22 protein-coding genes are annotated in these 23381 nt (G+C 62.8%); 10 read left to right on the top strand and 12 right to left on the bottom strand.

The features are described 5' to 3' along the window. Position 1: 1 nt before the first annotated feature. From CXK96_RS17755 to glcD, 7 genes are all read right to left on the bottom strand, one after another. Positions 2–169: a rubredoxin gene (locus CXK96_RS17755; RefSeq protein WP_102837762.1), complete on the bottom strand. Its 168-nt coding sequence runs from the start codon at positions 167–169 to the stop codon at positions 2–4. Between the two features lie 156 nt (positions 170–325). Further along, complete coding sequence (locus CXK96_RS17760) at positions 326–2035, bottom strand: L-lactate permease (protein ID WP_102837763.1); 1710 nt, start codon at positions 2033–2035, stop codon at positions 326–328. Positions 2036–2256: 221 nt separating this feature from the next. Continuing rightward, the gene (locus CXK96_RS17765) at positions 2257–4437 is read right to left on the bottom strand and encodes a malate synthase G (protein WP_102837764.1); all 2181 of its coding nucleotides are present in this window, start codon (positions 4435–4437) and stop codon (positions 2257–2259) included. A 19-nt stretch (positions 4438–4456) separates the two neighbouring features. Continuing rightward, positions 4457–4861: a heme-binding protein gene (locus CXK96_RS17770; protein ID WP_102837765.1), complete on the bottom strand. Its 405-nt coding sequence runs from the start codon at positions 4859–4861 to the stop codon at positions 4457–4459. Positions 4862–4914: 53 nt separating this feature from the next. After that, complete coding sequence (gene glcF / locus CXK96_RS17775) at positions 4915–6132, bottom strand: glycolate oxidase subunit GlcF (protein WP_102837766.1); 1218 nt, start codon at positions 6130–6132, stop codon at positions 4915–4917. Positions 6133–6140: 8 nt separating this feature from the next. Beyond that, on the bottom strand, positions 6141–7199 hold the full coding sequence (gene glcE / locus CXK96_RS17780) for a glycolate oxidase subunit GlcE (protein WP_102837767.1): 1059 nt from the start codon (positions 7197–7199) through the stop codon (positions 6141–6143). Next, on the bottom strand, positions 7199–8698 hold the full coding sequence (gene glcD, locus CXK96_RS17785) for a glycolate oxidase subunit GlcD (protein ID WP_102837833.1): 1500 nt from the start codon (positions 8696–8698) through the stop codon (positions 7199–7201). The genes glcE and glcD overlap by 1 nt, the downstream gene beginning before the upstream one ends. 236 nt (positions 8699–8934) lie before the next feature. Here glcD and glcC point away from each other — a divergent pair, with 236 nt between their 5' ends. The 8 genes from glcC (at position 8935) to CXK96_RS17825 (ending at position 16480) form a co-directional block, all read left to right on the top strand. Then, positions 8935–9702, top strand: coding sequence for a transcriptional regulator GlcC (glcC, locus tag CXK96_RS17790; RefSeq protein WP_102837768.1), 768 nt, complete (start codon positions 8935–8937; stop codon positions 9700–9702). Between the two features lie 266 nt (positions 9703–9968). Then, positions 9969–10190, top strand: coding sequence for a hypothetical protein (locus CXK96_RS17795; RefSeq protein WP_102837769.1), 222 nt, complete (start codon positions 9969–9971; stop codon positions 10188–10190). Between the two features lie 150 nt (positions 10191–10340). Further along, the gene (locus CXK96_RS17800) at positions 10341–11078 is read left to right on the top strand and encodes a hypothetical protein (RefSeq protein ID WP_102837770.1); all 738 of its coding nucleotides are present in this window, start codon (positions 10341–10343) and stop codon (positions 11076–11078) included. Positions 11079–11321: 243 nt separating this feature from the next. After that, positions 11322–11861, top strand: coding sequence for a chorismate--pyruvate lyase family protein (locus tag CXK96_RS17805; RefSeq protein ID WP_102837771.1), 540 nt, complete (start codon positions 11322–11324; stop codon positions 11859–11861). Between the two features lie 49 nt (positions 11862–11910). Further along, positions 11911–12807 (top strand): 4-hydroxybenzoate octaprenyltransferase, encoded by an 897-nt coding sequence (gene ubiA, locus CXK96_RS17810; RefSeq protein ID WP_102837772.1) that lies wholly within the window; start codon positions 11911–11913, stop codon positions 12805–12807. A 159-nt stretch (positions 12808–12966) separates the two neighbouring features. Continuing rightward, positions 12967–13656: a phosphate regulon transcriptional regulator PhoB gene (gene phoB / locus CXK96_RS17815; RefSeq protein ID WP_102837773.1), complete on the top strand. Its 690-nt coding sequence runs from the start codon at positions 12967–12969 to the stop codon at positions 13654–13656. Positions 13657–13736: 80 nt separating this feature from the next. Then, on the top strand, positions 13737–15038 hold the full coding sequence (gene phoR, locus CXK96_RS17820) for a phosphate regulon sensor histidine kinase PhoR (protein ID WP_102837774.1): 1302 nt from the start codon (positions 13737–13739) through the stop codon (positions 15036–15038). Between the two features lie 98 nt (positions 15039–15136). After that, on the top strand, positions 15137–16480 hold the full coding sequence (locus CXK96_RS17825) for a hemolysin family protein (RefSeq protein ID WP_102837775.1): 1344 nt from the start codon (positions 15137–15139) through the stop codon (positions 16478–16480). Positions 16481–16561: 81 nt separating this feature from the next. Here the strand turns inward: CXK96_RS17825 and CXK96_RS17830 are convergent, their stop codons facing one another. Together CXK96_RS17830 and CXK96_RS17835 are read right to left on the bottom strand one after the other, a co-directional pair. Continuing rightward, positions 16562–17458 (bottom strand): peptidoglycan DD-metalloendopeptidase family protein, encoded by an 897-nt coding sequence (locus CXK96_RS17830; RefSeq protein WP_102837776.1) that lies wholly within the window; start codon positions 17456–17458, stop codon positions 16562–16564. A gap of 163 nt (positions 17459–17621) precedes the next feature. Continuing rightward, a complete protein-coding gene (locus CXK96_RS17835; RefSeq protein ID WP_102837834.1) occupies positions 17622–18536 on the bottom strand; it encodes a response regulator in 915 nt (304 codons plus the stop codon). Positions 18537–18720: 184 nt separating this feature from the next. Here CXK96_RS17835 and CXK96_RS17840 point away from each other — a divergent pair, with 184 nt between their 5' ends. Then, positions 18721–19515 (top strand): universal stress protein, encoded by a 795-nt coding sequence (locus CXK96_RS17840; protein WP_102837777.1) that lies wholly within the window; start codon positions 18721–18723, stop codon positions 19513–19515. Positions 19516–19684: 169 nt separating this feature from the next. Here the strand turns inward: CXK96_RS17840 and CXK96_RS17845 are convergent, their stop codons facing one another. Beyond that, positions 19685–20458, bottom strand: a complete 774-nt coding sequence (locus CXK96_RS17845; protein ID WP_102837778.1) for a ParA family protein — start codon at positions 20456–20458, stop codon at positions 19685–19687. Between the two features lie 139 nt (positions 20459–20597). Between CXK96_RS17845 and CXK96_RS17850 the strand changes: the two genes are divergently transcribed. Next, positions 20598–21662: a transporter substrate-binding domain-containing protein gene (locus CXK96_RS17850; RefSeq protein WP_102837779.1), complete on the top strand. Its 1065-nt coding sequence runs from the start codon at positions 20598–20600 to the stop codon at positions 21660–21662. 12 nt (positions 21663–21674) lie between these two features. Here the strand turns inward: CXK96_RS17850 and CXK96_RS17855 are convergent, their stop codons facing one another. Together CXK96_RS17855 and lgt are read right to left on the bottom strand one after the other, a co-directional pair. Then, a complete protein-coding gene (locus CXK96_RS17855) occupies positions 21675–22469 on the bottom strand; it encodes a thymidylate synthase (RefSeq protein ID WP_102837780.1) in 795 nt (264 codons plus the stop codon). Positions 22470–22577: 108 nt separating this feature from the next. After that, complete coding sequence (lgt, locus tag CXK96_RS17860) at positions 22578–23378, bottom strand: prolipoprotein diacylglyceryl transferase (protein ID WP_102837781.1); 801 nt, start codon at positions 23376–23378, stop codon at positions 22578–22580. Positions 23379–23381 lie beyond the last annotated feature (3 nt).

Here is a 23381-nt window from a genome sequence, read left to right on the forward strand (position 1 = left end):
ATCAGCCGATCGCGATCATTTCGAAGTCAATCTTGCCAACACCGCAGTCGGGGCACAGCCAGTCTTCCGGCACATCTTCCCAGGCGGTGCCAGGAGCGATACCTTCGTCCGGCCAACCTTCGGCCTCGTCGTAGATGAAGCCGCACACCACGCATTGCCACTTTTTCATCGTTCACCTCGATCAGTCTCGGTTGCGCTGCACGCTATACCAGAACACCGCGTACCGCCAAACACCGGCGGCCTGGTGATAGACCGCGAACCTGTAAAGATTTTCCGGACAAACAAAAACGGGCGGCCTGAGCCGCCCGTCCGGGTTCACGCCGCGTTAGCGAGCGGTCGCGATACCTACCAGCGGATCACTGATACCCATCACATAAAAGCCAATCAGACCGATGCTACCGGCCATCACAAGGTAGTACAGCGTTGGTAGCATGGTCTTGCGCAGCGTGATGCCTTCACGCCCCAGCAGGCCAACCGTGGCCGAAGCCGCCACCACGTTGTGAATGGCGATCATGTTGCCCGCCGCCGCACCCACCGACTGCAGCGCCACCATCAACGCGCCGGAGAGCCCCAGCAGGCTGGCGGTGTTGTACTGGAACTGCGAGAGCATCAGATTGGACACGGTGTTGGAGCCCGCAATGAAGGCCCCCAGCGCGCCGACCGCAGGCGAGAAGAACGGATAGACACCGCCCACGCTGTTGGCTACCAGCTGCGCCATGGCCACCGGCATGGACACCAGATCCGAGCCATTCACGCCCGAGTTGATCAGGATCCGCACCATGGGAATGGTGAAGATCAGCACGAAGCCAGCACCGAGCAGTGTCTTGCTCGACTCAGAGATGGCAGCGCCCAGCTGAGCGGCCTTCATCCGATGCAGGAAGAAGGTCACCAGCACCACCATGCAGAGAATCCCGCCTGGCAGATACAGCGGCTCGAGGGTACCGGACACGCCGGTTTCGCCAAGGATGTCCTTCCAGCCGAAGCTGACCGACATCAGCGCGGCTTTGAGCTCAGGAAAGATACGAGACATTACCAGGAAGATCGCCAGCAACAGGTACGGCGCCCAGGCCATCGGTACGGAGATCGGTGTACGTCCAGCGACGTCGTCGATCTTCATCTCGATCTTGCCCATCCACTCCACCGGCCACTCGCTGGCCGGGGCGAAGTCCCAGCTAGTCTTGGGCAGCAGGAAACCCGCCTTGGCGGCCGGAACCACGATGGCCAGACCGACCAGGGCGCCGATCATCGACGGGAATTCCGGACCGAGGAATACACCCGCGGCAGCGTAAGGGATGACGAATGCCAGACCGGTAAAGATGGCAAACGGCGCCATCGCCAGCCCTTCGCCCCAGGAGCGGTTGCGACCGAAGAAGCGCGTCATGATGCAGATCATGATCAGCGGCATGAGGATGCCGCACAGCGCATGAATGATCGCCACACGCGAGTAGATGAGCTGGAAGAACACGTCCCAGCTGCTACCCAGGGTTGTCATCTGCCCGCCAAGGGTGGCCTGATCCAGACCGCCGGCGACGCCCACCAGAATCGGCGTGCCCACCGCACCAAAGGACACCGGCGTCGATTGCACCATCATGCCCAGCACAACGGCCGTCAGCGCCGGGAAGCCCAGTGCGACGAGCAGCGGCGCAGCCACCGCAGCCGGCGTACCGAAGCCCGAAGCCCCTTCGATGAAGCAGCCGAACAGCCAGGCCACGATCAGCACCTGGACGCGCTTGTCCGGGCTCACGTTGGCGAAGCCGCGACGAATCGAAGCGATGCCCCCGGAGTGCTTGAGCGTATTGAGAAGAAGGATGGCGCCAAAGATGATCCAGAGGATCGCGGCGGTAAGAATCAGGCCTTGCAGCGTGGAAGCCAGGACCCGGTTGAAGGTCATGTCCCAGGCCAGCAGGCCAATCAACGCAGTGAGGACGAAAACCAGCGGCATTGCGTACTTGGCCGGCCAGCGAAAGCCGATCAGCAGTACCCCCGCCAGCACCAGCGGCACGAAGGCCAATATGGACAGCAGTGTCTGACTCATTGTTGGGTTCCTTGTTTTTTGTTGTGAACCGCTTCTATCCGGGAACATCCCGGTCCCACGCATGGCTGAAATGAACAACTCACTCCAGTCCGAGCGACTGACCAACAGGTCACATTGGCCGATCCCTCATGCTCGAAAGCCCCGGGCACTTGAAGCGCCCGGGGCTCGTCAACCTGAGTTGGCAGTCAGCCCTAGCCGACCGCCAACTGGACAGCTACCGCTCAACCGACCTGCTGCTTGAAGCGCTGACGCCAGGCGTGCAGCAGCGGCTCGGTGTAACCGCTCGGCTGCTCGCGCCCCTTGAACACCAGGTCGCAAGCCGCCTGAAACGCCGCCGAGCCAGCATAGTCAGCCGCCATAGGACGGTAGGCCGGATCGCCAGCGTTCTGCTGATCGACCACCTTCGCCATGCGCTCGAGCGTCTCGCGAACCTGCGCCTCGTCGACCACGCCGTGACGCAGCCAGTTGGCCAGGTGCTGGCTGGAGATACGCAGCGTGGCGCGGTCTTCCATCAGGCCGACGTCATGAATGTCCGGCACCTTGGAGCAACCAACGCCCTGCTCGACCCAACGCACCACGTAGCCGAGGATGCCCTGGCAGTTGTTGTCCAGCTCCTGCTGGATTTCCGCCGCCGACCAGTTGCGCTCCGGCGCGACCGGAATGGTCAGCAGGTCATTGGTCAGCTTGTCGCGCTCGGCGGCGAGATCGATCTTTTCCAGCTCGGCCTGAACGGCCTGCACGTCGACCTGGTGGTAGTGCAGCGCGTGCAACGTAGCGCCGGTCGGCGACGGTACCCAGGCGGTGTTGGCGCCGGCCTTGGGATGGGCGATCTTCTGCTCGAGCATGGCGGCCATCAGGTCCGGCATGGCCCACATGCCCTTGCCGATCTGAGCCTTGCCACGCAGGCCGCAGTTCAGGCCGACCAGCACGTTGTTGCGCTCGTAAGCCTGGATCCAGGCAGTGCTCTTCATGTCGCCCTTACGCAGCACGGCGCCGGCTTCCATGATGCTGTGCATCTCATCGCCGGTGCGGTCGAGGAAACCGGTGTTGATGAAGGCCACGCGGTTCTTCGCCGCGCCGATGCAGGCCTTGAGGTTAATGCTGGTGCGGCGCTCCTCGTCCATGATGCCGACCTTCAGCGTGTGACGCGGCAGGCCGATGAGGTCTTCGACGCGACCGAACAGCTCGTCGGTAAAGGCCACTTCGGCCGGGCCGTGCATCTTCGGCTTGACGATGTACATCGAGCCGGTGCGCGAGTTGCCCTTGCGCTGCTGGTCATGCTTGGCGATCAGGCTGGTGACCACGCCGTCCATGATCCCTTCGGGAATCTCGTGACCTTCGCCGTCGATGATCGCCGGGTTGGTCATCAGGTGACCGACGTTGCGGATGAACAACAACGAGCGGCCGTGCAGCTTCAGGCTAGAGCCGTCGGCCGCGGTGTATTCGCGATCCTCGTTGAGACGGCGGGTGATGCGCTTGCCGCCCTTCTCCAAATCTTCGACCAGATCGCCTTTCATCAGGCCCAGCCAGTTGCGGTAGACCAGCACCTTGTCGTCGGCATCGACCGCGGCGGTGGAATCTTCGCAGTCCATGATGGTGGTGACGGCCGCTTCGACCAGCAGATCCTTGACGCCGGCGGCATCGGTCTGGCCGATGGGGCTGTTCGGGTCGATCTGGATCTCGACGTGCAGGCCGTTGTTCTTCAGCAGGATGGCAGTCGGCTCGACGGCCTCGCCCTGATAGCCCACGAACTTCTCGGGCTGCTGCAGCCCGGTGACGCTGCCGTTTTCCAGGGTGACCTTGAGCCCGCCGTCCTGCACGCGGTAGCTGACCGACTCGGCATGGCTGCCTTCAGCCAGCGGCGCGGCCTGATCGAGGAAGTTGCGCGCAAAGGCGATGACCTTGGCGCCGCGCACTTCGTTGTAGCCCGGCCCCTTCTGCGCGCCGTTCTCCTCGCTGATGGCGTCGGTGCCGTAGAGCGCGTCATACAGCGAGCCCCAGCGGGCGTTGGCGGCGTTCAGCGCATAACGCGCATTGCCAATGGGTACGACCAGCTGCGGGCCGGCCTGGGTGGCGATTTCGCTGTCGACATTGCTGGTGCTGATCTTCACCTCGCCCGGCTCGGGCTGCAGGTAGCCGATGGACTCGAGGAAGCTGCGGTAGGCCGGCATGTCGCTGATCGGGCCGGGGTTACTGCGGTGCCAGTTGTCCAGCTCGACCTGAAGGCGGTCGCGCTCGGCCAGCAGGGCGCGGTTCTTCGGCGCCAGGTCATGAACCAGCTCGTCAAAGCCCTTCCAGAAGGCGGCTGCTTCGACACCGGTGCCCGGTAGAACTTCGTCTTCGATGAAGCGTTGCAGGTTGGCCGCCACTTGCAGGCGGCCCAGGGTTACGCGCTCGGTCATGTTGTTCTCCTATCCCGAATCAGTTGGCGACAGCGGCGACGCCGGCCTTGGCGACCTGGGCATCCTGAGCAGCGGTCACGCCAGAGACGCCGACCGAACCGATCACCTGGCCCTCGACGATCACCGGCACGCCGCCTTCCAGCGAGCAGACCACCGGGGCAGACAGGAACGCATTGCGCCCGCCGTTGACCATGTCTTCATAGCCCTTGGTTTCGCGACGGCCTACCGCAGCGCTGCGCGCCTTTTCGGTGGCGATGTAGGAGGCGATCGGCGCGCAGCCGTCCAGACGTTCCAGTGCCAGCGGATGGCCGCCGTCGTCAGCGACCACGATGGTCACGGCCCAGCCGTTGTTCTGCGCTTCGGTACGCGCGGCGGCCAGGATGGCGGTCACTTCGGTCTGGGTCAGCATGGCTTTGGTTTTCATGTTCTCTCCTGTCGATCGATTCGATGTGCGTCACGGCGCGATTGGGTTTGGGGTTAGTGCATCGCCTCTTCGACGATCTCGATCCAATGCCGCACCGGTGTCCGCCCGGCGCCGTCGAGGTGCGTCTGGCAACCGATGTTGGCGGTGACGATGACTTCCGGTTTGCCGCTTTCCAGCGCATTGAGCTTGTTGTCGCGCAGCTGGTGAGAAATCTCCGGCTGGGTGATCGAGTAGCTGCCCGCCGAGCCGCAGCACAGATGCGCGTCGGGGACCGCGGTGAGGTGGAAGCCGAGGCGGGTGAGCACGTCTTCGACCGCGCCGCCGAGCTTCTGTGCGTGCTGCAAGGTGCAGGGGCAATGAAAGGCCATGCGCTTGTCGGTCTCGACCTTCAGCCGCTCCAGTTCGGCGCTGCGCATCACCTCCACCAGATCCTTGGTCAAGGCGCTGACCCGCGCGGCCTTGGTCGCATAGGCCGGGTCGTTTCGCAGCAGATGGCCGTAGTCCTTGATGAAGGCTCCGCAACCGCTGGCGGTCTGCACGATGGCTTCGGCGCCGCCTTCGATGGCTGGCCACCAGGCGTCGATGTTGCGACGGGCGCGGTCGAGACCTGCTTCCTGGGCATTGAGGTGATAGTCGACCGCGCCGCAGCAGCCCGCTTCACGCGCGGTTATCACGCTGATGCCCAGGCGATCGAGTACGCGGGCCGTGGCGGCGTTGGTGTTGGGCGACAGGCTTGGCTGCACGCAGCCTTCGAGAATCAGCACGCGACGCGCATGCACGGTCTGCGGCCGCTGTTTGGCCGGGGTGACCTGGCGCGGCATGTGTGCCTTGAGTGTCGCCGGCATCAGCGGACGCAGCGTATTGCCGGCGCCTAGCAGGGCCTTGAACAGGCCCGGGCGTGGAATCACCGTGCGCAGGCCGGTGCGCAGCAGGCGCTCGCTCGTCGAGCGCGGCACCTGCTGTTCCATGAAGTCGCGGCCGATATCCAGCAGGTTGTGGTACTGCACGCCGGAGGGGCAGGTGGTTTCGCAGTTTCGGCAGGTCAGGCAGCGGTCCAGGTGGGTCTGGGTGGCTTCGGTTACTTCACCGCCCTCGAACATCTGCTTCATCAGGTAGATGCGCCCACGCGGCCCATCGAGCTCGTCGCCAAGCAGCTGATAGGTCGGACAGGTGGCGTTGCAGAAGCCGCAGTGCACACAGGAGCGCAGGATGCTTTCGGCTTCCTCGGCACGGGGCAATTTCTTCGCGGCTTCGCTGAGATTCGTTTGCATGGTTAGAACTAGACCTCGGAATACATGCGGCCGGGGTTGAAGATCCCCTGCGGGTCGAGCGCCGCCTTCAACTGGCGGTGATAGCGCAATAGCGGTTCGGCCAGCGGCTGGAACGGGTTCGCCGCTGCGCCAGCGGTAAAGCAGGTGGCATGACCGCCCACTTCGCTGACGACGGCGCGGATGGCCTCTGCATCGGCATCGGACTTAAGCCAGCGCTGGGCGCCGGCCCAGTCGATCAGCTGTTCGCCCGGCAGGGCCAGCTCACCGGTATTGGTTGGCAGCGACAGTCGCCACAAAGAACGCGCATCACTGAAGAAGCCCAGGCGCTGTTCGCGTAGCTGGTGCCAATAATCGGCATCCAGCGTCTCGCCACCGATCCGGTCGCAAGCAGCATTGACCGAACCTTCTCCACCTTCGAGGCGCAGGTGCAGAGCCTGGCCGTCATGGCTCGCCGCCGTGATCGGCACCGGCTGCTGGCCCCATTCGGCCAGTTTCAGCAGCGCGCGATCGACCGGCATTTCTACCCGCAGGCTGCGCGACAAGCGCGGCTTGGGCAGCACTTTCAGCGAGACTTCGGTGAGCAGGCCGAGGCAGCCAAAGCTGCCGGCCATCAGGCGCGACAGGTCGTAACCGGCCACGTTCTTCATCACCTCACCGCCGAAACGCAGGTGCTTGCCGTGCCCGGTAATGACCCGCGAGCCCAGCACGAAGTCGCGCACCGAGCCGGACCATGGCCGCCGCGGGCCGGACAGACCGGTTGCGATCATGCCGCCGACGGTGGCGCCTTCGCCCAGGTGCGGCGGTTCGCACGGCAACATCTGGTTGGCCTCGTCGAGCGCGGCCTCCAGTTCGGCCAGCGGCGTGCCGGCACGAACGCTGATCACCAGTTCGGTCGGATCGTAGGTCACGATGCCGCGATGGGCGCGGGTATCAAGCGGCGTGCCCTGGACTTCGCGACCGAGAAACGCCTTGCTGCCGCCACCGTGAATACGCAGCGGGGTGTTGCTGGCCAACGCCTGGTTGACCTGATCGAGCAGCTGCCCGCTGTCGTCGAAGGAAACCGTCATCAGAAGCGCTCCAGTTCAGGGAAAGGCAACTGCCCGCCGTGGACGTGCATACCGCCAAATTCGGCGCAGCGGTGCAGCGTCGGGATGTTCTTGCCGGGGTTGAGCAAACCGCTGGGATCGAAGGCCGCCTTTACCGCGTGGAACAGCGTCAGCTCGTCTGCGTTGAACTGCGAACACATCTGATTGATCTTTTCGCGCCCGACGCCGTGCTCGCCGGTGATCGAGCCACCCACCTTCACGCACAGCTCGAGAATCTTGCCGCCCAGCGCCTCGGCGCGCTCCAGCTCACCTTCGGTGTTGGCATCGAAGAGGATCAGCGGGTGCATGTTGCCGTCGCCGGCATGGAACACGTTGGCCACGCGCAGTCCGTATTCGTCCGACAGGTCGCTGATGCCCTTGAGCACGCCCGGCAGCTCGCGGCGCGGGATGGTGCCGTCCATGCAGTAGTAGTCCGGCGAGATGCGCCCAACCGCCGGGAAGGCGTTCTTGCGTCCAGCCCAGAACTTGACGCGCTCGGCCTCGTCCTTGGCCAGCCGAACTTCGGTGGCGCCGGCCAGCTTGAGCACTTCGCCCACGCGGGCACAGTCGTCGTGTACGTCAGCTTCGACGCCGTCCAGTTCGCAGAGCAGAATCGCCTCGGCGTCCACGGGGTAGCCGGCACGTATAAAGTCTTCTGCGGCGCGAATCGACAGGTTGTCCATCATCTCCAGCCCGCCGGGAATGATGCCGGCGGCGATGATGTCGCCCACCGCGCGACCGGCCTTCTCGACCGAGTCGAACGCCGCCAGCAGCACCTTGGCCACCTGCGGTTTGGGCAGCAGCTTGACCGTCACTTCAGTGACGATGCCAAGCATGCCTTCGGAGCCGGTGAACAACGCCAGCAGGTCGAAGCCCGGCGAATCCAGCGCGTCGGAACCAAGCACCATGCGCTCGCCTTCAACGGTGAGGATGTCCACCTTCAGCAGGTTATGCACGGTCAGGCCGTATTTCAGGCAGTGCACGCCGCCGGCGTTCTCGGCGACGTTGCCGCCAATGGAACAGGCAATCTGCGAAGACGGATCGGGGGCGTAATACAGCTCATAGGGCGCCGCCGCCTGGGAGATCGCCAGGTTGCGCACGCCGGGCTGGACGCGTGCGAAGCGACCGGCCGGGTCGATCTCGAGAATCTTATTGAAGCGTGCCATGACCAGCAGGATGCCCTGCTCCAGCGGCAGCGCGCCGCCGGAAAGCCCAGTGCCGGCGCCACGCGCCACCACCGGCACGCCACGCTTGTGGGCAATCTTCAGCAGGGTTTCGACCTGCTCCACGCGCTCGGGCAGTACCACCAGCATCGGCGTGGTGCGGTAGGCCGACAGGCCATCACACTCGTAGGGTTTGAGGTCTTCGCCGCGATGGAGGATGTCCATGCCGGGCAGTTGCGCCTGCAGTTCGGCCAGCAGCGCCGCCTTGTCGACCTTGGGCAGCTCACCGTCGACACGTTCGTCGTAGAGGATATTCATGGCAGTCAGGCTCTTCTTTCGTTCACCGTCAGCACGGCCAGCTGCGGTGGTTTGACGCATCATTAGCCCGACAGCGCCGCATCGTCTATCTCGAAAACCACTGGTCCTACCAGTTTCTTTCAGCAACCTTTCAACCGAGACAGCCAGCAGCCCCATATAACAAGGGCTGATGCATCCACCGCGCTCGGTGAGATAGACTTCCGCCAAACTGGTCCTACCAGTTACGGAGGCGAAACATGTTGATCGAGAATACCGAGCGTCGCCAGCTGGCGGACGTGGTGGCCGAGCGTATCGAGCGGCTTATCGTCGATGGTGTGCTCAAGGTGGGCCAAACGCTGCCGTCGGAACGTCGCCTGTGCGAAAAACTCGGCATCTCGCGCTCGGCCCTGCGCGAAGGGCTGCGCGTACTGCGCGGTCGCGGCATTATCGAAACGTCCCAGGGGCGCGGCTCTCAGGTCGCCAAGCTGTCCGGTGAACAGGACGCCAGCCCGCTGATGCACCTGTTCAATTCGCAGCCGCGCACCCTGTACGATCTGCTCGAAGTCCGGGCCCTGCTCGAAGGCGAATCGGCGCGACTGGCCGCGTTGCGCGGCACCGATGCCGACTTCGTTCTTTTGCGTCGCCGCTATGAAGAGATGCTCGCCGCGCACACCGCCGAGGAGGCCGACCCGCGCGAGCATGCGCGCCTTGACCACGCCTTTCACCTGGCGGTCAGCGAGGCCTCGCATAACCCGGTCCTGGTGCACACCCTGCAGTCGTTGACCGACCTGATGCTCTCCACCGTGTTTGCCTCGGTGAACAACCTCTATCACCGGCCGATGCAGAAGCGGCAGATCGATCGTCAGCACTCTCGCCTGTTCCACGCCATCACCGAGCGCCTGCCCGATCAGGCCCAGCGCGCGGCGCGCGATCACATCCACAGCATTCGCGACAACCTCAAGGAGATCGAGCAGGAGGAGCAGCGGCTGGTGCGCGCGACCATGCGCCTGGAGGGATGGGCGTAATCGCTGCTCTCCAACAACGCAGAGGATCAGTACCCCTTCTCGATCCGTCTGGCATGGCTGTTTGCGTCATGCCTCGCCGCCTGACAGCCGGCAACCCAGATAGACCGCCCTGTCAGCCGGTCGAGCCAAACCGAACAATTCGCTGAACTGTAAAAGCCACACCCTGTCGACTTTAGTAAGCGCGGACGAACCGTTGCCTTGGCGGCGCATAGGCGTTGCTGTCTTGGGGAACCCGCGTCATTGCTAGCCATTCGGAGGACGTTTGCATGAACAAATCAACCAAATTAGCCGTCGGCGGCAGTCTCTTGGCACTCATGTTGGGCGTAGGCGGTTGCACCATCGAAAAGGAAGAGTCCGGCCAGTTGCCCGACGTTGATGTTCAAGGCGGCAACATGCCCGAGTATGACGTCAAAGACGCGGACGTGGATGTTGGAATCAAGGAGCGGTCCGTGCCGCTTCCAAATGTCGACGTCGAAACCGAGCGCTAGCACCTGAAGCCCCGGGCTTAGCGCCCTTACAAAGGAGGAACCGTGCGAAACAGTCACTGCTTGTCTCGCCAGCCGCAGCAATCAGGCGCGCTGAGGGCCACACCGTGATTGCCCAGCAGAACCCCGACCATTACCTGTGAGGAACGAACAATGAACGCATTGAACAAGAAGCCACTAGCACTCGCCACTGCCCTGATGGCCGCCAGCCTGGCGCTGCCCGCCGCCGCTCAAGAGACGCAAAAGAGCATGCAGACTCAGCAGGCAGGCGCCTCCATTCGAGTTGGCCATAATGTCGTTGATGCCGTTGACGATGTGCGCGAAAACGTTGCCGACCTGATCGGTTCGCTGCGCCATTCCGGTGTCTCCATGGGCGTAGCCAACTGGCAGCAGAGCGACTCCCAGCTGGACAAGATGGAGCAAAAGCTCAATCAGCAGATGGAGCATCGCCTGGACGAGAAAGCCGAGCGTACTGACGACGATTGGTCGACCTGGATCACTGGCGATGACTACAAGGTCAGCGTGACCCAGCAGGTCAACGAGCTTGCCAGCAATCTCGATGAAGTGGCCAAAATGCTTGGCGGGGCGAAAAGCCAGAAAATGCAAGAAATCGACAGCGCCGACGTGGCGAATCAGGTCGATGACTTGCAGGAAACCGTCGAGGATCTTTTTCAGGCGCTTGAACGTATGGATGGCATGAGCGTCAACAAGCCTAACCTTCAGAAAGCTCAGCAGCGTTTGGACGTAATGGAGAAGGAACTGGATCGCCAGACCGAGATGGCTGAAGAAGAGTGGCGCCCATACGCCATGGGTGATCAGTTCACGCCAGGCGTTCAGAAAAACATCACCGAGCTTGCGCAAATCCTGCGGAGCCTGTTCCAGCAGAGCTAACCCGGTTCCAAGGACTCGGTTCGCACCAGGCCCCGCCTGCGGCACCGGCCGTAAGGCGGGGCTCGCGCCGCCCGTGAACTGCGACATGCGCGCAAACTGCAAACAACAGCGCGTATTTTTTCGCTGCCCCCCTCATCTCACCGCGTTAAGCGCTGGCCGTCTCAAGGCAAACCCTACGCCTTGAAGCCGCTTGACAGCCCCCATGCTAGACTCGCCGCTTCTTTCTGCTGCCCGTTATCGCCCGTGCCCGATTCTCAAGCCTGGCTGCCTGCCGACCAACTTTCCGCCCCGCCCGCCCCTGATCTGCACGACTGGCTTTACGTCGACCGGGGATCGCTCACCCATCGCCTGACCGACCTCGCCAACGGTGCGTTCAGCGTCGAACCGCTGAATGAAGGTTGGCAGGTCATGCGCGCCGATGAGTGCGCCGCATTGGACGTGGCTGAGGGCAGTGAGGGCTGGGTGCGCGAGGTCTACCTGCGCGGCCACCAGGAGCCCTGGGTATTCGCCCGCAGTGTCGCCGCCCGCCACGCGCTGGAACGGTCCGGGCTGGACCTGCCACACCTGGGCAGCCGCTCACTCGGCGAACTGCTGTTCAGTGATCCGGCGTTCAGCCGCGGACCGCTGCAAGCCCGCCGCTATCCGGCGGCCTGGTTGCCGCAGGATGTGCGCCAGTGCCAGCTGTGGGCCCGCCGCTCCTGTTTCAGTCAGGGCGACCTGCGTGTGCTGGTCGCTGAAGTGTTTCTGCCGGCCCTGTGGCAGGCCGCACGGATCACGACCTGATCCCGGCACACACTGCCCCGCAACCGCCTCACCGATCGGAGCCCCGCTGATGTATCAAAAGCTTCTGCAATCGAGCAATCGCCTTCATCCGCGCGCCTGGGACTTTATCCAGCTGATGCGACTGGATCGCCCGATTGGCACCTATCTGCTGCTGTGGCCCACGCTCTGGGCGCTGTGGATCGCCGGCGAGGGTTCGCCCAGCGCGAAGAACATCGCGATCTTCGTACTCGGCGTCATCCTCATGCGCGCCGCCGGATGCGTGATCAATGACTTCGCCGACCGCAACCTGGACGGGCACGTCAGCCGCACCAAGGGCCGTCCGCTGGCGACGGGCAGGGTCACCTCGAAGGAAGCCTGGATCCTGTTTGCCGTTCTCGTCGCACTGAGTTTCGGCCTGGTTCTGCTGACCAATACAGCGACCATCTTCCTGTCTTTCGGCGCGCTCGGTGTCGCGTCGCTCTACCCCTTCATGAAGCGCTACACCTACTACCCGCAGGTCGTGCTCGGCGCAGCCTTTTCCTGGGGCATGCTGATGGCCTTCATGGCTGAGCGAGGCGAGCTGCCGCCGGAAGCCTGGTTACTGTTCATCGCCAACGTGTTGTGGACAGTGGGCTACGACACCTACTACGCCATGGCCGACCGCGAGGACGACCTGAAGATCGGCATCAAATCCACCGCAATCCTCTTTGGCGAAGCTGATCGGGTCATCATCGCCACGCTGCAGGGCCTCGCCCTGTTCTGCCTGATTCTCGCCGGCCTGCGCTTCGAGCTCGGGCAGTGGTTTCACCTCGGGCTGACTATCGCAGCCGCCTGTTTCGCCTGGGAGTTCTGGAAAACACGCTCGCGCAAGCCACAGGTCTGCTTCCAGGCTTTTCTGCACAACCATTGGGCGGGGCTGGCGATTCTTGTGGGGATCATGCTCGACTACGGGACGAGAGCGGCCTAGCCGCCGCAACACGCAGCTGACCGAAGACCGCCGCCTGGAAACCACTTGCTAGAGCGGGTCGGGCACCAGCCCCTGTTGCAGCGAGTCACTTCCTGTCACATGGCTGCAACATTTCCGTTATCTAATGCCGAGCGACAACAAAACGGACCGAGAGCGGACATGAACGGCAAATGCATACTGATCGTCGATGACGAAGCGCCGATTCGGGAAATGATCGTGGTAGCGCTGGAGATGGCCGGCTACGAATGCCTTGAAGCGGAAAACATCCAGCAGGCCCATGCGCTGATCATCGACCGCCAACCGGACCTGATCCTGCTCGACTGGATGCTGCCAGGTACCTCGGGCATCGAGCTGGCACGACGCCTCAAGCGGGACGAGATGACGGCCAACACACCGATCATCATGCTTACCGCCAAGGACGCCGAGGACAACAAGATCCAGGGTCTGGAAGTGGGCGCCGACGACTACATCACCAAGCCCTTTTCGCCACGTGAGCTGGTTGCGCGCCTGAAGGCCGTGCTGCGCCGCGCAGGCACCAGCGACAACGAAACGCCTATCGAGATCGGCGGTCTGTTGCTGGACCCCGTCAGCCACCGGGTAACCATCGACGGCACGCCGGCAGACATGGGCCCGACCGAGTACCGTCTGTTGCAGTTCTTCATGACCCACCAGGAACGTGCCTATACCCGCGGACAGTTGCTCGACCAGGTGTGGGGCGGCAATGTGTACGTCGAGGAGCGCACCGTGGACGTGCATATCCGTCGCCTGCGCAAAGCATTGGGCGAGACCTATGAAAACCTGGTGCAAACCGTGCGTGGCACCGGATACCGTTTCTCCACCAAGAGCTGAACAAGCCGCAACCGCCGGGCATTCGCTGGCGTTGTAGATCCATTCCGGCCGGCCCCAAGCTGCCTCAAGGAGCGTTAGCGGTGAATCAAGACTGGCAAGGCGCCCTGGTGCGCCGCCTGCTGTTGATATTGGCTGGATGCCTGCTGGTGGGCCTGGTCACAGGCGAATATGCCTGGGCGCTGGTCATCGGCCTCACCGGCTACCTGGCATGGACCCTGCGCCAGATCCGCCGTTTGCTGCTGTGGCTGAAGAGCGATCAGACCGACCAGCCGCCGCCAGACAGCCATGGCATCTGGGGTGAAATCTTCGACAACCTGTACCAGCTCCAGCGCCGCGACCTGCGTCTGCGCGCCCAGTTGCAGTCGGTGATCGACCGGGTGCAGGGCTCTACCACTGCACTCAGGGATGCAGTGATCATGCTCGACAGCGACGGTAATCTGGAGTGGTGGAACCCTGCTGCCGAGCGCCTGCTGGGCCTGAAGAAGCCGCAGGATACCGGTCATCCGGTGACCAACCTGGTCCGCCACCCGAGCTTCAAGGAATATTTCGAAAAAGGGCGCCACGAGGAACCCCTGGAGCTGTCCTCGCCCGTCAACGACAGGCTCTGGCTGCAGGTCACCATCACCCGCTACGGCAACAGCGAGCACCTGATGGTGGTGCGCGACATCACCCGTTTGCATCTGCTGGAGCAAATGCGGAAGGACTTCGTGGCCAACGTTTCCCACGAGCTGCGTACGCCGTTGACGGTGATCGCCGGCTATCTGGAAACGATGCTCGAACACACCGATGAAATGCCCGCCCGCTGGCCGCGTGCGCTGAATCAGATGAATCAGCAGGCCGGGCGCATGCAGCACCTGCTCAACGACCTGTTGCTGCTTGCCAAGCTGGAGGCGACGAATCCACCGACCAACTCACAGCCGGTAGCTGTCGCGACATTGCTGCAGTCGATCAAGGGCGACGCCCAGGCACTGTCGGCCGAGCGCAACCATCGGATATCTCTGGAAGCAGACCCAACCCTGCTGCTCAAAGGCAGCGAGAGCGAACTGCGCAGCGCCTTCTCCAACCTGGTGTTCAATGCTGTGAAATACACGCCAGACCATGGCGAAGTGCATATCCGCTGGTGGTGCAACGAACATGGCGCCCACCTGGCGGTGCAGGATTTCGGCATCGGCATCGAATCCAAGCATCTGCCGCGCTTGACTGAACGCTTCTACCGAGTCGATTCCAGCCGGGCCAGCAACACCGGCGGCACCGGCCTCGGCCTGGCGATCGTCAAGCACGTGCTGCTGCGCCATCAAGGCCGCCTGGACATCAACAGCACGCCCGGCAAGGGCAGCACCTTCACCTGTCACTTCCCGTTGAGCCAGGCCACGGTACAGTGACCGCTGCGCGGCCGGCCGAAACCTGACGCCCAATGGCGCCTTGAAATAACCCCGGGCCGGCCCCATCCTTGGGCCGTCTTCGACTACCCGACACCCTAATGGACCCTTCCCCCGCTAGTTACGCCGCTTCATCCTATTTCGCCGACTTCGGCATGATTCTGTTTGCGCTTTTCCTGGTCTTGCTCAATGGCTTCTTTGTGGCGGCCGAGTTCGCCATGGTCAAGCTGCGCGCCACCAAGGTCGAGGCCATTGCCAAGCAGCATGGCTGGCGCGGGCACATCCTGCGCAAAGTGCACAGTCAGCTGGATGCCTACCTCTCTGCCTGCCAGCTGGGGATTACCCTCGCCTCACTGGGCCTCGGCTGGGTCGGTGAGCCGGCCTTTGCTCACCTGCTGGAGCCGGTCATGGCTGCCGTTGGCATCCAGTCCCAGGCTGTCGTGCATGGCATCGCCTTTTTCACGGCGTTTTTCATCATTTCCTATCTGCACATCGTCATCGGTGAGCTGGCGCCCAAGTCCTGGGCGATCCGCAAGCCCGAGCTGCTTTCGCTGTGGACGGCTGCACCGCTGTACTTGTTCTACTGGGCGATGTACCCCGCCATCTACCTGCTCAACGCCAGCGCCAACGCGATTCTTCGGGTAGCCGGCCAGGGTGAGCCCGGCAGTCATCATGAACACCACTACAGCCGCGAAGAGCTGAAGCTGATCCTGCATTCAAACCGGGCCCTGGACCCGGCCAACCAGGACATCAAAGTGCTCGCCTCGGCAGTCGAGATGAGTGAGTTGGAGGTGGCGGACTGGGCCAACTCCCGGGAGGACCTGGTTCAGCTGGAACACTGTGCCTCGCTGGCAGAAATCCTCGACGTGATCCGCCGCCATAAGTACAGCCGCTACCCTGCATATGACAGCGAGCAGGGTGACTACATCGGGCTGCTGCACATCAAGGACTTGCTGCTGGCGTTAGCCAGCGACGACCAGTTGGCCCAGCACTTCGTGCTCAGCGACATACTGCGACCCCTGGAACGCGTGCCGCGCTATCTGCCGCTCAACGTGCTGCTGGAACAATTCCGCCAAGGCGGAGCGCACTTCGTGCTGGTTGAAGAGGGCGACCACAAGGTAGTGGGCTTCCTGACCATGGAGGATGTGCTGGAAGTGCTGGTCGGGGACATTCAGGACGAGCATCGCAAGACCGAGCGCGGCATCCTCGCTTATCAGCCTGGCAAATTGCTGGTGCGTGGCGACACCCCGCTGTTCAAGCTCGAACGCCTGCTCGGTATCGACCTGGACCATATCGAGGCCGACACCTTGGCAGGGCTGATCTACGAAACCCTCAAGCGCGTCCCGGAAGAAAACGAGGAGTTGCTGGTCGACGATCTGCAGATCGTGGTCAAGAAGATGCGCGGCCCGAAGATCGTGTTGGCCAAGGTGTTGAAGCAGGAATAAGCCAGCTGGCTTTCAGCTGCGGTTCGAGCGCTAGCGTCGGGCTTTTGCTTTCGACCCATGACTAGGGGCTTGCAGCTACCCTTAGTCCCCACCAACCGCGAAATTCGGCAGGCTGTTGACTGGCTGGGCGAAATCGAAGGGAATCGACTCGACCGCCAGGCCGACGTTGCGCTGGACGACGAAATGCAGATGCGGGCCGGTGCTGTTGCCGGTATTGCCCGAGCGCGCCAGCAGGGAACCGGCTTCGATACGCTGCCCTTCGCCGACACTGACCGAGCCTTTCATCAGGTGTAGGTAGACGCCCATGGTGCCGTCATCATGCAGCACACGGACGAAGTTACCGGCCGGGTTGTTGCCTCGTCCGCTCTGGGCGTTCTCGATCTTGACCACCATGCCGCCCCGCGCCGCGATGATCGGCGTACCCTCGGGCATGGCGATGTCGGCGGCGTACCGACCTTTCGGGGTGAAGTGGCTGTACTTGCCGTTGGCGCCCTGAGTCAGGCGGAACGGGCCGCCGCGCCAGGGTAGCGGATACTTGTAGGGCTTGGGTAACAGGCGTGGATCGCCGAGCGCGTGGCGCAGCTTGGGCGTGTATTTCAGCGGCTTGGAAGGGTCGAGCGGGGCCAGGGTTGCCAGGCGGATTTGGCTGCGCGGCGGCAGCACCCAGCGGATTGGCTTGTCCGGTGCGCCGACGGCGTTCTGCACACCCGTCAGTTTGAGCTCCACATCGACCGGGGCGAACAGGTCGTTGCGCACCACGAGGGTTTCGCCCCCGGCATGCTTGCGGGTTTCCAGCTTTACCTGGGTGTCGAGCTTCTCGACCATTCGATCACTGAAGGTGAACACGCGCGCACCCGGTGCAGCCTGGTCGCTGTAGGTGACCACGCCGTTGGCGTCGGTGTACTTGTAGATGGTGAGGGCCGAGGCAGGCATGGCCAGCCAGAACAACCCAAGAGCAAGAAAGGTGCGCCCCAACATAACGGCAGACTTCATGTGGTTATGTGTCAGAGCGCTGCAGACTAACAGCGCAGCGGTGTAAGCGCGAGCCACCGACTGTCAGCCTGTGAAATGGTTCATCGCATCATTGGGTTTTCCGGACAGTCGGTCGCACTGCTCGCATTCTCAACCGCCTCGGCGGTCCTTAAGCGCCCGGCACGAAGTGACGCTGAGCGGTGCCCCGAGCGATCAGCCGGGACAGGTAATCGAGCTTTTGCGGATCGCGATCGACGAAGCGAAAGGTCAATTGCAGCCACTCACTGTCCGGCTTGGGTTCCAGCGCTGCGACCGCGTGCAGATAGCCATTGAGGCGTGCCACCTCCCCGCCTTCGCCCTGCTCCAGATCGAGCACTGCGCTCTCCAGCACCTGCGGTAGCGTCTCACCGCGCCTGACCACTAGCAGCCCCTCTTTAAGACTGAGGGCCTTGATGACGCACGCAAGCGTCCCGCTCGCCAGGCGCAGCTGGCCTTGGCCGCGACCGCCACTGGCTGCTGTTGGTTTGGCTGCGCCCGGCTGCACGAGCGGCGCGGCGAAACCGGGCGCCGGCGACACAGCCGCCGCAGCGGATGCCGGTTTGATGACTTCAGCCTTACCGCCCGTCAACGCAGCCAAGGAATCGTTAGCCATGCCGGTGTTGGTCGGCCGTGCCGGTGCGCTGGCAGCCAACGCACCGAGCTTGCCGGCCCTTCCAAGGGCCTTGCGGACCTTGGTGGTCAATTGTTCGTTGGAGAATGGCTTGCCGATGAAATCGGATACACCGGACTGGATCGCCTGCACCACGTTTTCCTTGTCGCCACGGCTGGTGACCATGATGAACGGGGTGGTTTTGAGCTTTTCCTGAGCGCGGCACCAGGTGAGCAGTTCAAGGCCGGACATTTCCGGCATTTCCCAATCGCAGAGGATCAGGTCGAAAGAATCGCGATCGAGCATCTGCTGGGCCTTACGCCCGTTCACAGCGTCCTCGATACGAATCCCCGGGAAGTGGCTACGCAACCCTTTCTTGATCAAATCCCGAATGAAGGGTGCGTCATCCACCACCAGCACACTGACCTTGCTCATCACTCGCTCCTGCATGAATGGCCGCCAGCATAGCGTCAGCAGCCCGATGAAAAAAGCGTTCCAGATCAAAGCGGCGGCCAGCCTCTTTTCTGGGCACACAGAGGACACCTGCTCCTGATCAGGACAACGCCTGGATCTGCCCGGCATACTGCAGCCATTTCGCTCAGCAAACCGCGAGGCCGCCATGGTTCAGCATATTCTTGTCGCCCACGATCTCAGCCCCGAGGCCGGCCTGGCCTTGAGCCGCGCGGCGCAGTTGGCGCAGCAAACCGGAGCACGACTGAGCGTGCTGCACGTTCTGACAGGCCAGCCGGACGCGAAGGAGCAGCAGCATGCACAGGTTTATCTGCACACAACGCTTGAACGTCACGGCCTTGCTCAGCTGCAACCGTGGATCCGCCAGGGTCGCGCCGCCGAGGAAATTCTTACCCAAGCCGCCGGGCTGGAAATCGACTTGCTGATAATGGGCCGCCACCACCGGCAGTCGCCGCAAGGCTTCGCCGGCACCACGCTGGAGCAGGTCCTGCAGAGCTGCCCCGCGCCGCTGCTGTTGGCGGTCACGCCTGCAGCCCCCTACTCACGCGCGCTGGCTGCGCTGGATTACTCCGGCTGCGCCAGTCGCGCACTGCAGTCGGCGTGGCAGTTGATGTCCGCCGGGAGTGCTCTCACCGCACTGAATATCTATGAGTCATCGGAAGTGTGCCCGCCGGAATCAGCCGAGCTGACGCTGCAGCACGAACTGTTCGACCAGCTTGTCGCGGATCTTCGCCGGCACCTGGCCGATACCGGTGCCCAGTTGCAGTCGAGCTTACGGTACGGTGAGCGCAACAACTGTCTAGACTCGGCCATTGCGGCGGTGCAACCACAACTCCTGGCACTGGGCAGCCACAGCCGTGGCACGATGAGCGAAGCGCTGCTCGGCAGCCTTACACGAGAGTATCTCGACCAGCCCCCCTGCGACGTGCTGATCGCTCACTGACACCCGGGCGGGCCAATAGATGTTGCGAGCGGACAGTTCTGACGGAACCGTCCTGCCGGGCGCTGCAGTTGCGCCTGCACAAAACCTTGCGACGTTTAGCGCTATAAACAAGAGCGACGCGCCTTGGCCGCCGCATCGAGGGCGCGAAAAAGCAGTCCGTGAAATTCGATCAGCCCGCGTTTTCCAGATAGGCGTGCAACTCGACGAACTGCTGCGTCAGCTTGTGCCGTGGGTCGAGGTGGATGAGCGGCGTGCAGACCTGATGCGACTCGCGCATGCGCACCGAGCTCATCAGATGCACCGGCAGTACGGGCAGCCCCTCGGCCAGCAGTTCGTCGATCATCTGCTGCGGCAGGGCCGCGCGCGGCTGGAATTGGTTGACGACGATACCTTCGACTCGCAGCGCTTCATTGTGGTCTTCCTGCAGCTCCTCGATTTCCTCGAGCAGGCTATACAGCGCCTGACGGGAAAAGCTGTCGCAGTCGAACGGTATCAGGCAACTGTCCGCGGCTATCAGGGCCGACAGGGTAAAGAAGTTCAGTGCCGGCGGCGTGTCCAGATAGATGCGCTCGTACTCTTCAGAGAGGCTTTCCATCAGCTTCCGCAGCTTGTTGATCTTGTGCTTGGCTTCGAGCTTGGGTTGCAGATCGGCCAATTCCGCGGTGGCGGTAATCAGGTGCAGGTTTTCGAAACGGGTTTCGGTGATCGGTGGGCGAGCCTTCTTGCCCGCCGGCCCTCCCGCCAGGATTTGCTTGAAGTAGTCGGCGATCCCCGTCGGCAGTTCGTCGCCGGTCAGCCCGGTGAGGTAATGACTGGAATTGGCTTGCGCATCCAGGTCGATCAGCAGCGTGCGATAGCCTTGCGCTGCGCTGACTGCCGCCAGGTTGCAGGCAATGCTGGACTTGCCGACCCCACCTTTTTGATTGAATACGACCCGTCGCATGCGCTGCCCTCTGATCATGGTTTACCCAGAGTCTATACAACGCAGATGGCACTCTGGCGACTTTCCTGAACACTCGCCCTGCCGGTTAGGCCGTTCAGCTTTGCTACCCTGAGCGCACAACGACAACGAGGAAAGAGATGTGCCAAAGTTTCTGATCGCTTTGCTGTTCGCCTTATTAAGCCAGCAGGCCACTGCTCAGCCACAAGGCGACGTGCTGCGTGTGGGCATTACGGAGGTGCCGCCCTTCGTCATTCAGGAGGCCGATGGCAGTTGGAGCGGCATCAGCATCGATCTGTGGCAGGCCATCGCCGAGCAGGCAGGATATCGCTACGAGTTGCAGCCCATGGCGTTCGATCAGCTGCTGCCCGGACTGAAGCAGGATCAGCTGGATGTGGTGGTCGGCGCGCTGACCATGACCGCCGAGCGCGAGGCGCTGGTGGATTTCACCCACCCGTTCTACCGCACGGGGCTGGCAATCGGCGTTCCGCCGGCCCAGCAGGGCAGTGGCTGGGGCGCCGTTCGAGCCCTGTTTTCCTGGCAATTCGCGAGCTTGGTGCTGGGCCTGGGCGCGTTATTGCTGCTGGTCGGCGCGCTGCTCTGGCTGTTCGAGCGCCGGCGCAACCGCGAGCAGTTCGGCGGCAGTTCGGTCGAGGGGCTAGGCAACAGCTTCTGGTGGGCAGCGGTCACCATGACCACCGTCGGCTATGGTGACAAGGCGCCGGTTACCCTCGGCGGTCGCCTGATCGCCATTGTCTGGATGTTCGCTGCATTGATCATGGTGTCGACCTTCACCGCGGCCGTGACCAGCACCTTGACGGTTGGCAGCCTGAAAAGCGGGCTGCAAGGGCCGGACGATCTGCGCGGCGCTCACGTAGCGACGGTAGACGGCACCGTCAGCTCCGACTATTTACAGCACCACCGCGTACGCACCACCGCCTTTTCCGACCTCAGTCAGGCGATTCAAGCCGTGATCGATGGCGAGGCGGACGCTGTCGTCTACGACCAGCCGATCCTTCAGTACCGAAACGCCGAGCGGCAGGGCGAGGGCTTACGACTGCTGCCCGGCACCTTTGAAGATCAATCCTATGCCTTTGCCGTGCGCGCTGGCAGCCCGTACCGGGAGCGGCTGAGCCAAGCGATTCTGGATATCACCAACAGCCCCCGCTGGCCGGACATGCAGGCACGCTACCTGGGCGGGCAATAGAGCAAGGGCGTCTCAGACGGCAACCGGGGCCTTGATGTGCGGATGGGCTTCGTAGCCGACCAGTTCGAAGTCCTCGAAGCGGAAGGCGAACAGATCCTTTACCTCGGGGTTGAGCTGCATGGTCGGCAGCGGCAGCGGCTCGCGGGTCAACTGCAGGTCGGCCTGCTCCAGGTGATTGGCATAGAGGTGGCAATCACCGCCGCTCCAGATGAATTCACCGGGTTGCAGGTCGCACACCTGCGCCACCATCAGCGTCAGCAATGCGTAGCTGGCGATGTTGAAGGGCACACCGAGGAAGATGTCAGCCGAGCGCTGGTAGAGCTGGCAGCTGAGCTTGCCGTCCGCCACATAGAACTGGAACAGCGCGTGGCATGGCGGTAGGGCCATCTGATCGACCAGCGCCGGGTTCCAGGCTGACACCATCAGCCGCCGCGAATCCGGGTTTTTCTTGATCATCTCCACCAGCTTGCTGATCTGGTCGACCGACTCGCCGTTGGGCGCCGGCCAATTGCGCCACTGGTAGCCGTAGACCGGGCCGAGCTCACCGTTCTCGTCGGCCCATTCGTCCCAGATCCGCACCCCGTTTTCCTGCAGGTACTTGATATTGGTATCGCCCTGAAGAAACCACAGCAGCTCGTGAATGATCGATTTCAGGTGGCACTTCTTGGTCGTCACCAGCGGGAAGCCGTCCGCCAGGTCGAAGCGCATTTGATGACCAAATACGCTGTAGGTGCCAGTGCCGGTGCGATCGCTCTTGAAGGTGCCGTGCTCGCGCACATGGCGCATCAGGTCGAGATACTGTTTCATCAATGGGCTCGAAGCGGGCGCCGGGGCGCGGTGAACGGAATGCTGCAAATAGTAAAAGGCGACGTCCGGCTTGTCGCCCTTTAGGCGACGAAGCCGGACGGTGTGCGATCAGGCGGCCGCCTTTACCGGCTCGTGACGGTAGCCCCAGGCAATCATGCCAAGACCGATCAGGATCATCGGGATGCACAGCACCTGCCCCATGGTCAGCCAGCCAAACGCCAGGTAACCGAGCTGGGCGTCAGGTACGCGAACGAACTCGACAATGAAGCGGAAGATGCCGTAGCACACGGCGAACAGGCCGGACACCGCCATGGTCGGCCGCGGTTTGCTCGAATAGAGCCAGAGAATGACGAACAAGGCCACGCCTTCCAGGGCGAACTGGTAGAGCTGCGACGGGTGCCGCGCCAGCTGTTGCGGATCGGTCGGGAAGACCATCGCCCAAGGCACATCGGTCGCCTTGCCCCAGAGTTCGGCATTGATGAAGTTACCGATGCGCCCGGCGCCCAGCCCAATGGGTACAAAGGGGGCAATGAAGTCCATCAGCTCGAAAAACTTCTTGCCGTTGCGCCGGGCGAATATCCAGGTGCACAGCAATACGCCCAGCAGACCACCATGAAACGACATGCCACCCTTCCAGACCTGGAAGATCAGCGTCGGATCGTTGATATAGGACGCCAGATCGTAGAACAGCACGTAGCCCAGCCGCCCACCGACGATTACGCCCATGGCCACCCAGAACACCAGGTCGGAAAGCTTGTCCTTGTCCCAGGTGGGTTCGAAGCGGTGCAACCGACGCGATGCCAGCAGCCAGGCACCGCCGATGCCGATCAGGTACATCAGGCCATACCAGTGGATTTGCAGCGGGCCTAGCGACACGGCCACAGGGTCTATCTGCGGATAAGGCAGCATCCG

This window comes from Stutzerimonas stutzeri (assembly GCF_002890895.1).
In the GTDB taxonomy this organism is placed as follows: domain Bacteria; phylum Pseudomonadota; class Gammaproteobacteria; order Pseudomonadales; family Pseudomonadaceae; genus Stutzerimonas; species Stutzerimonas stutzeri_AB.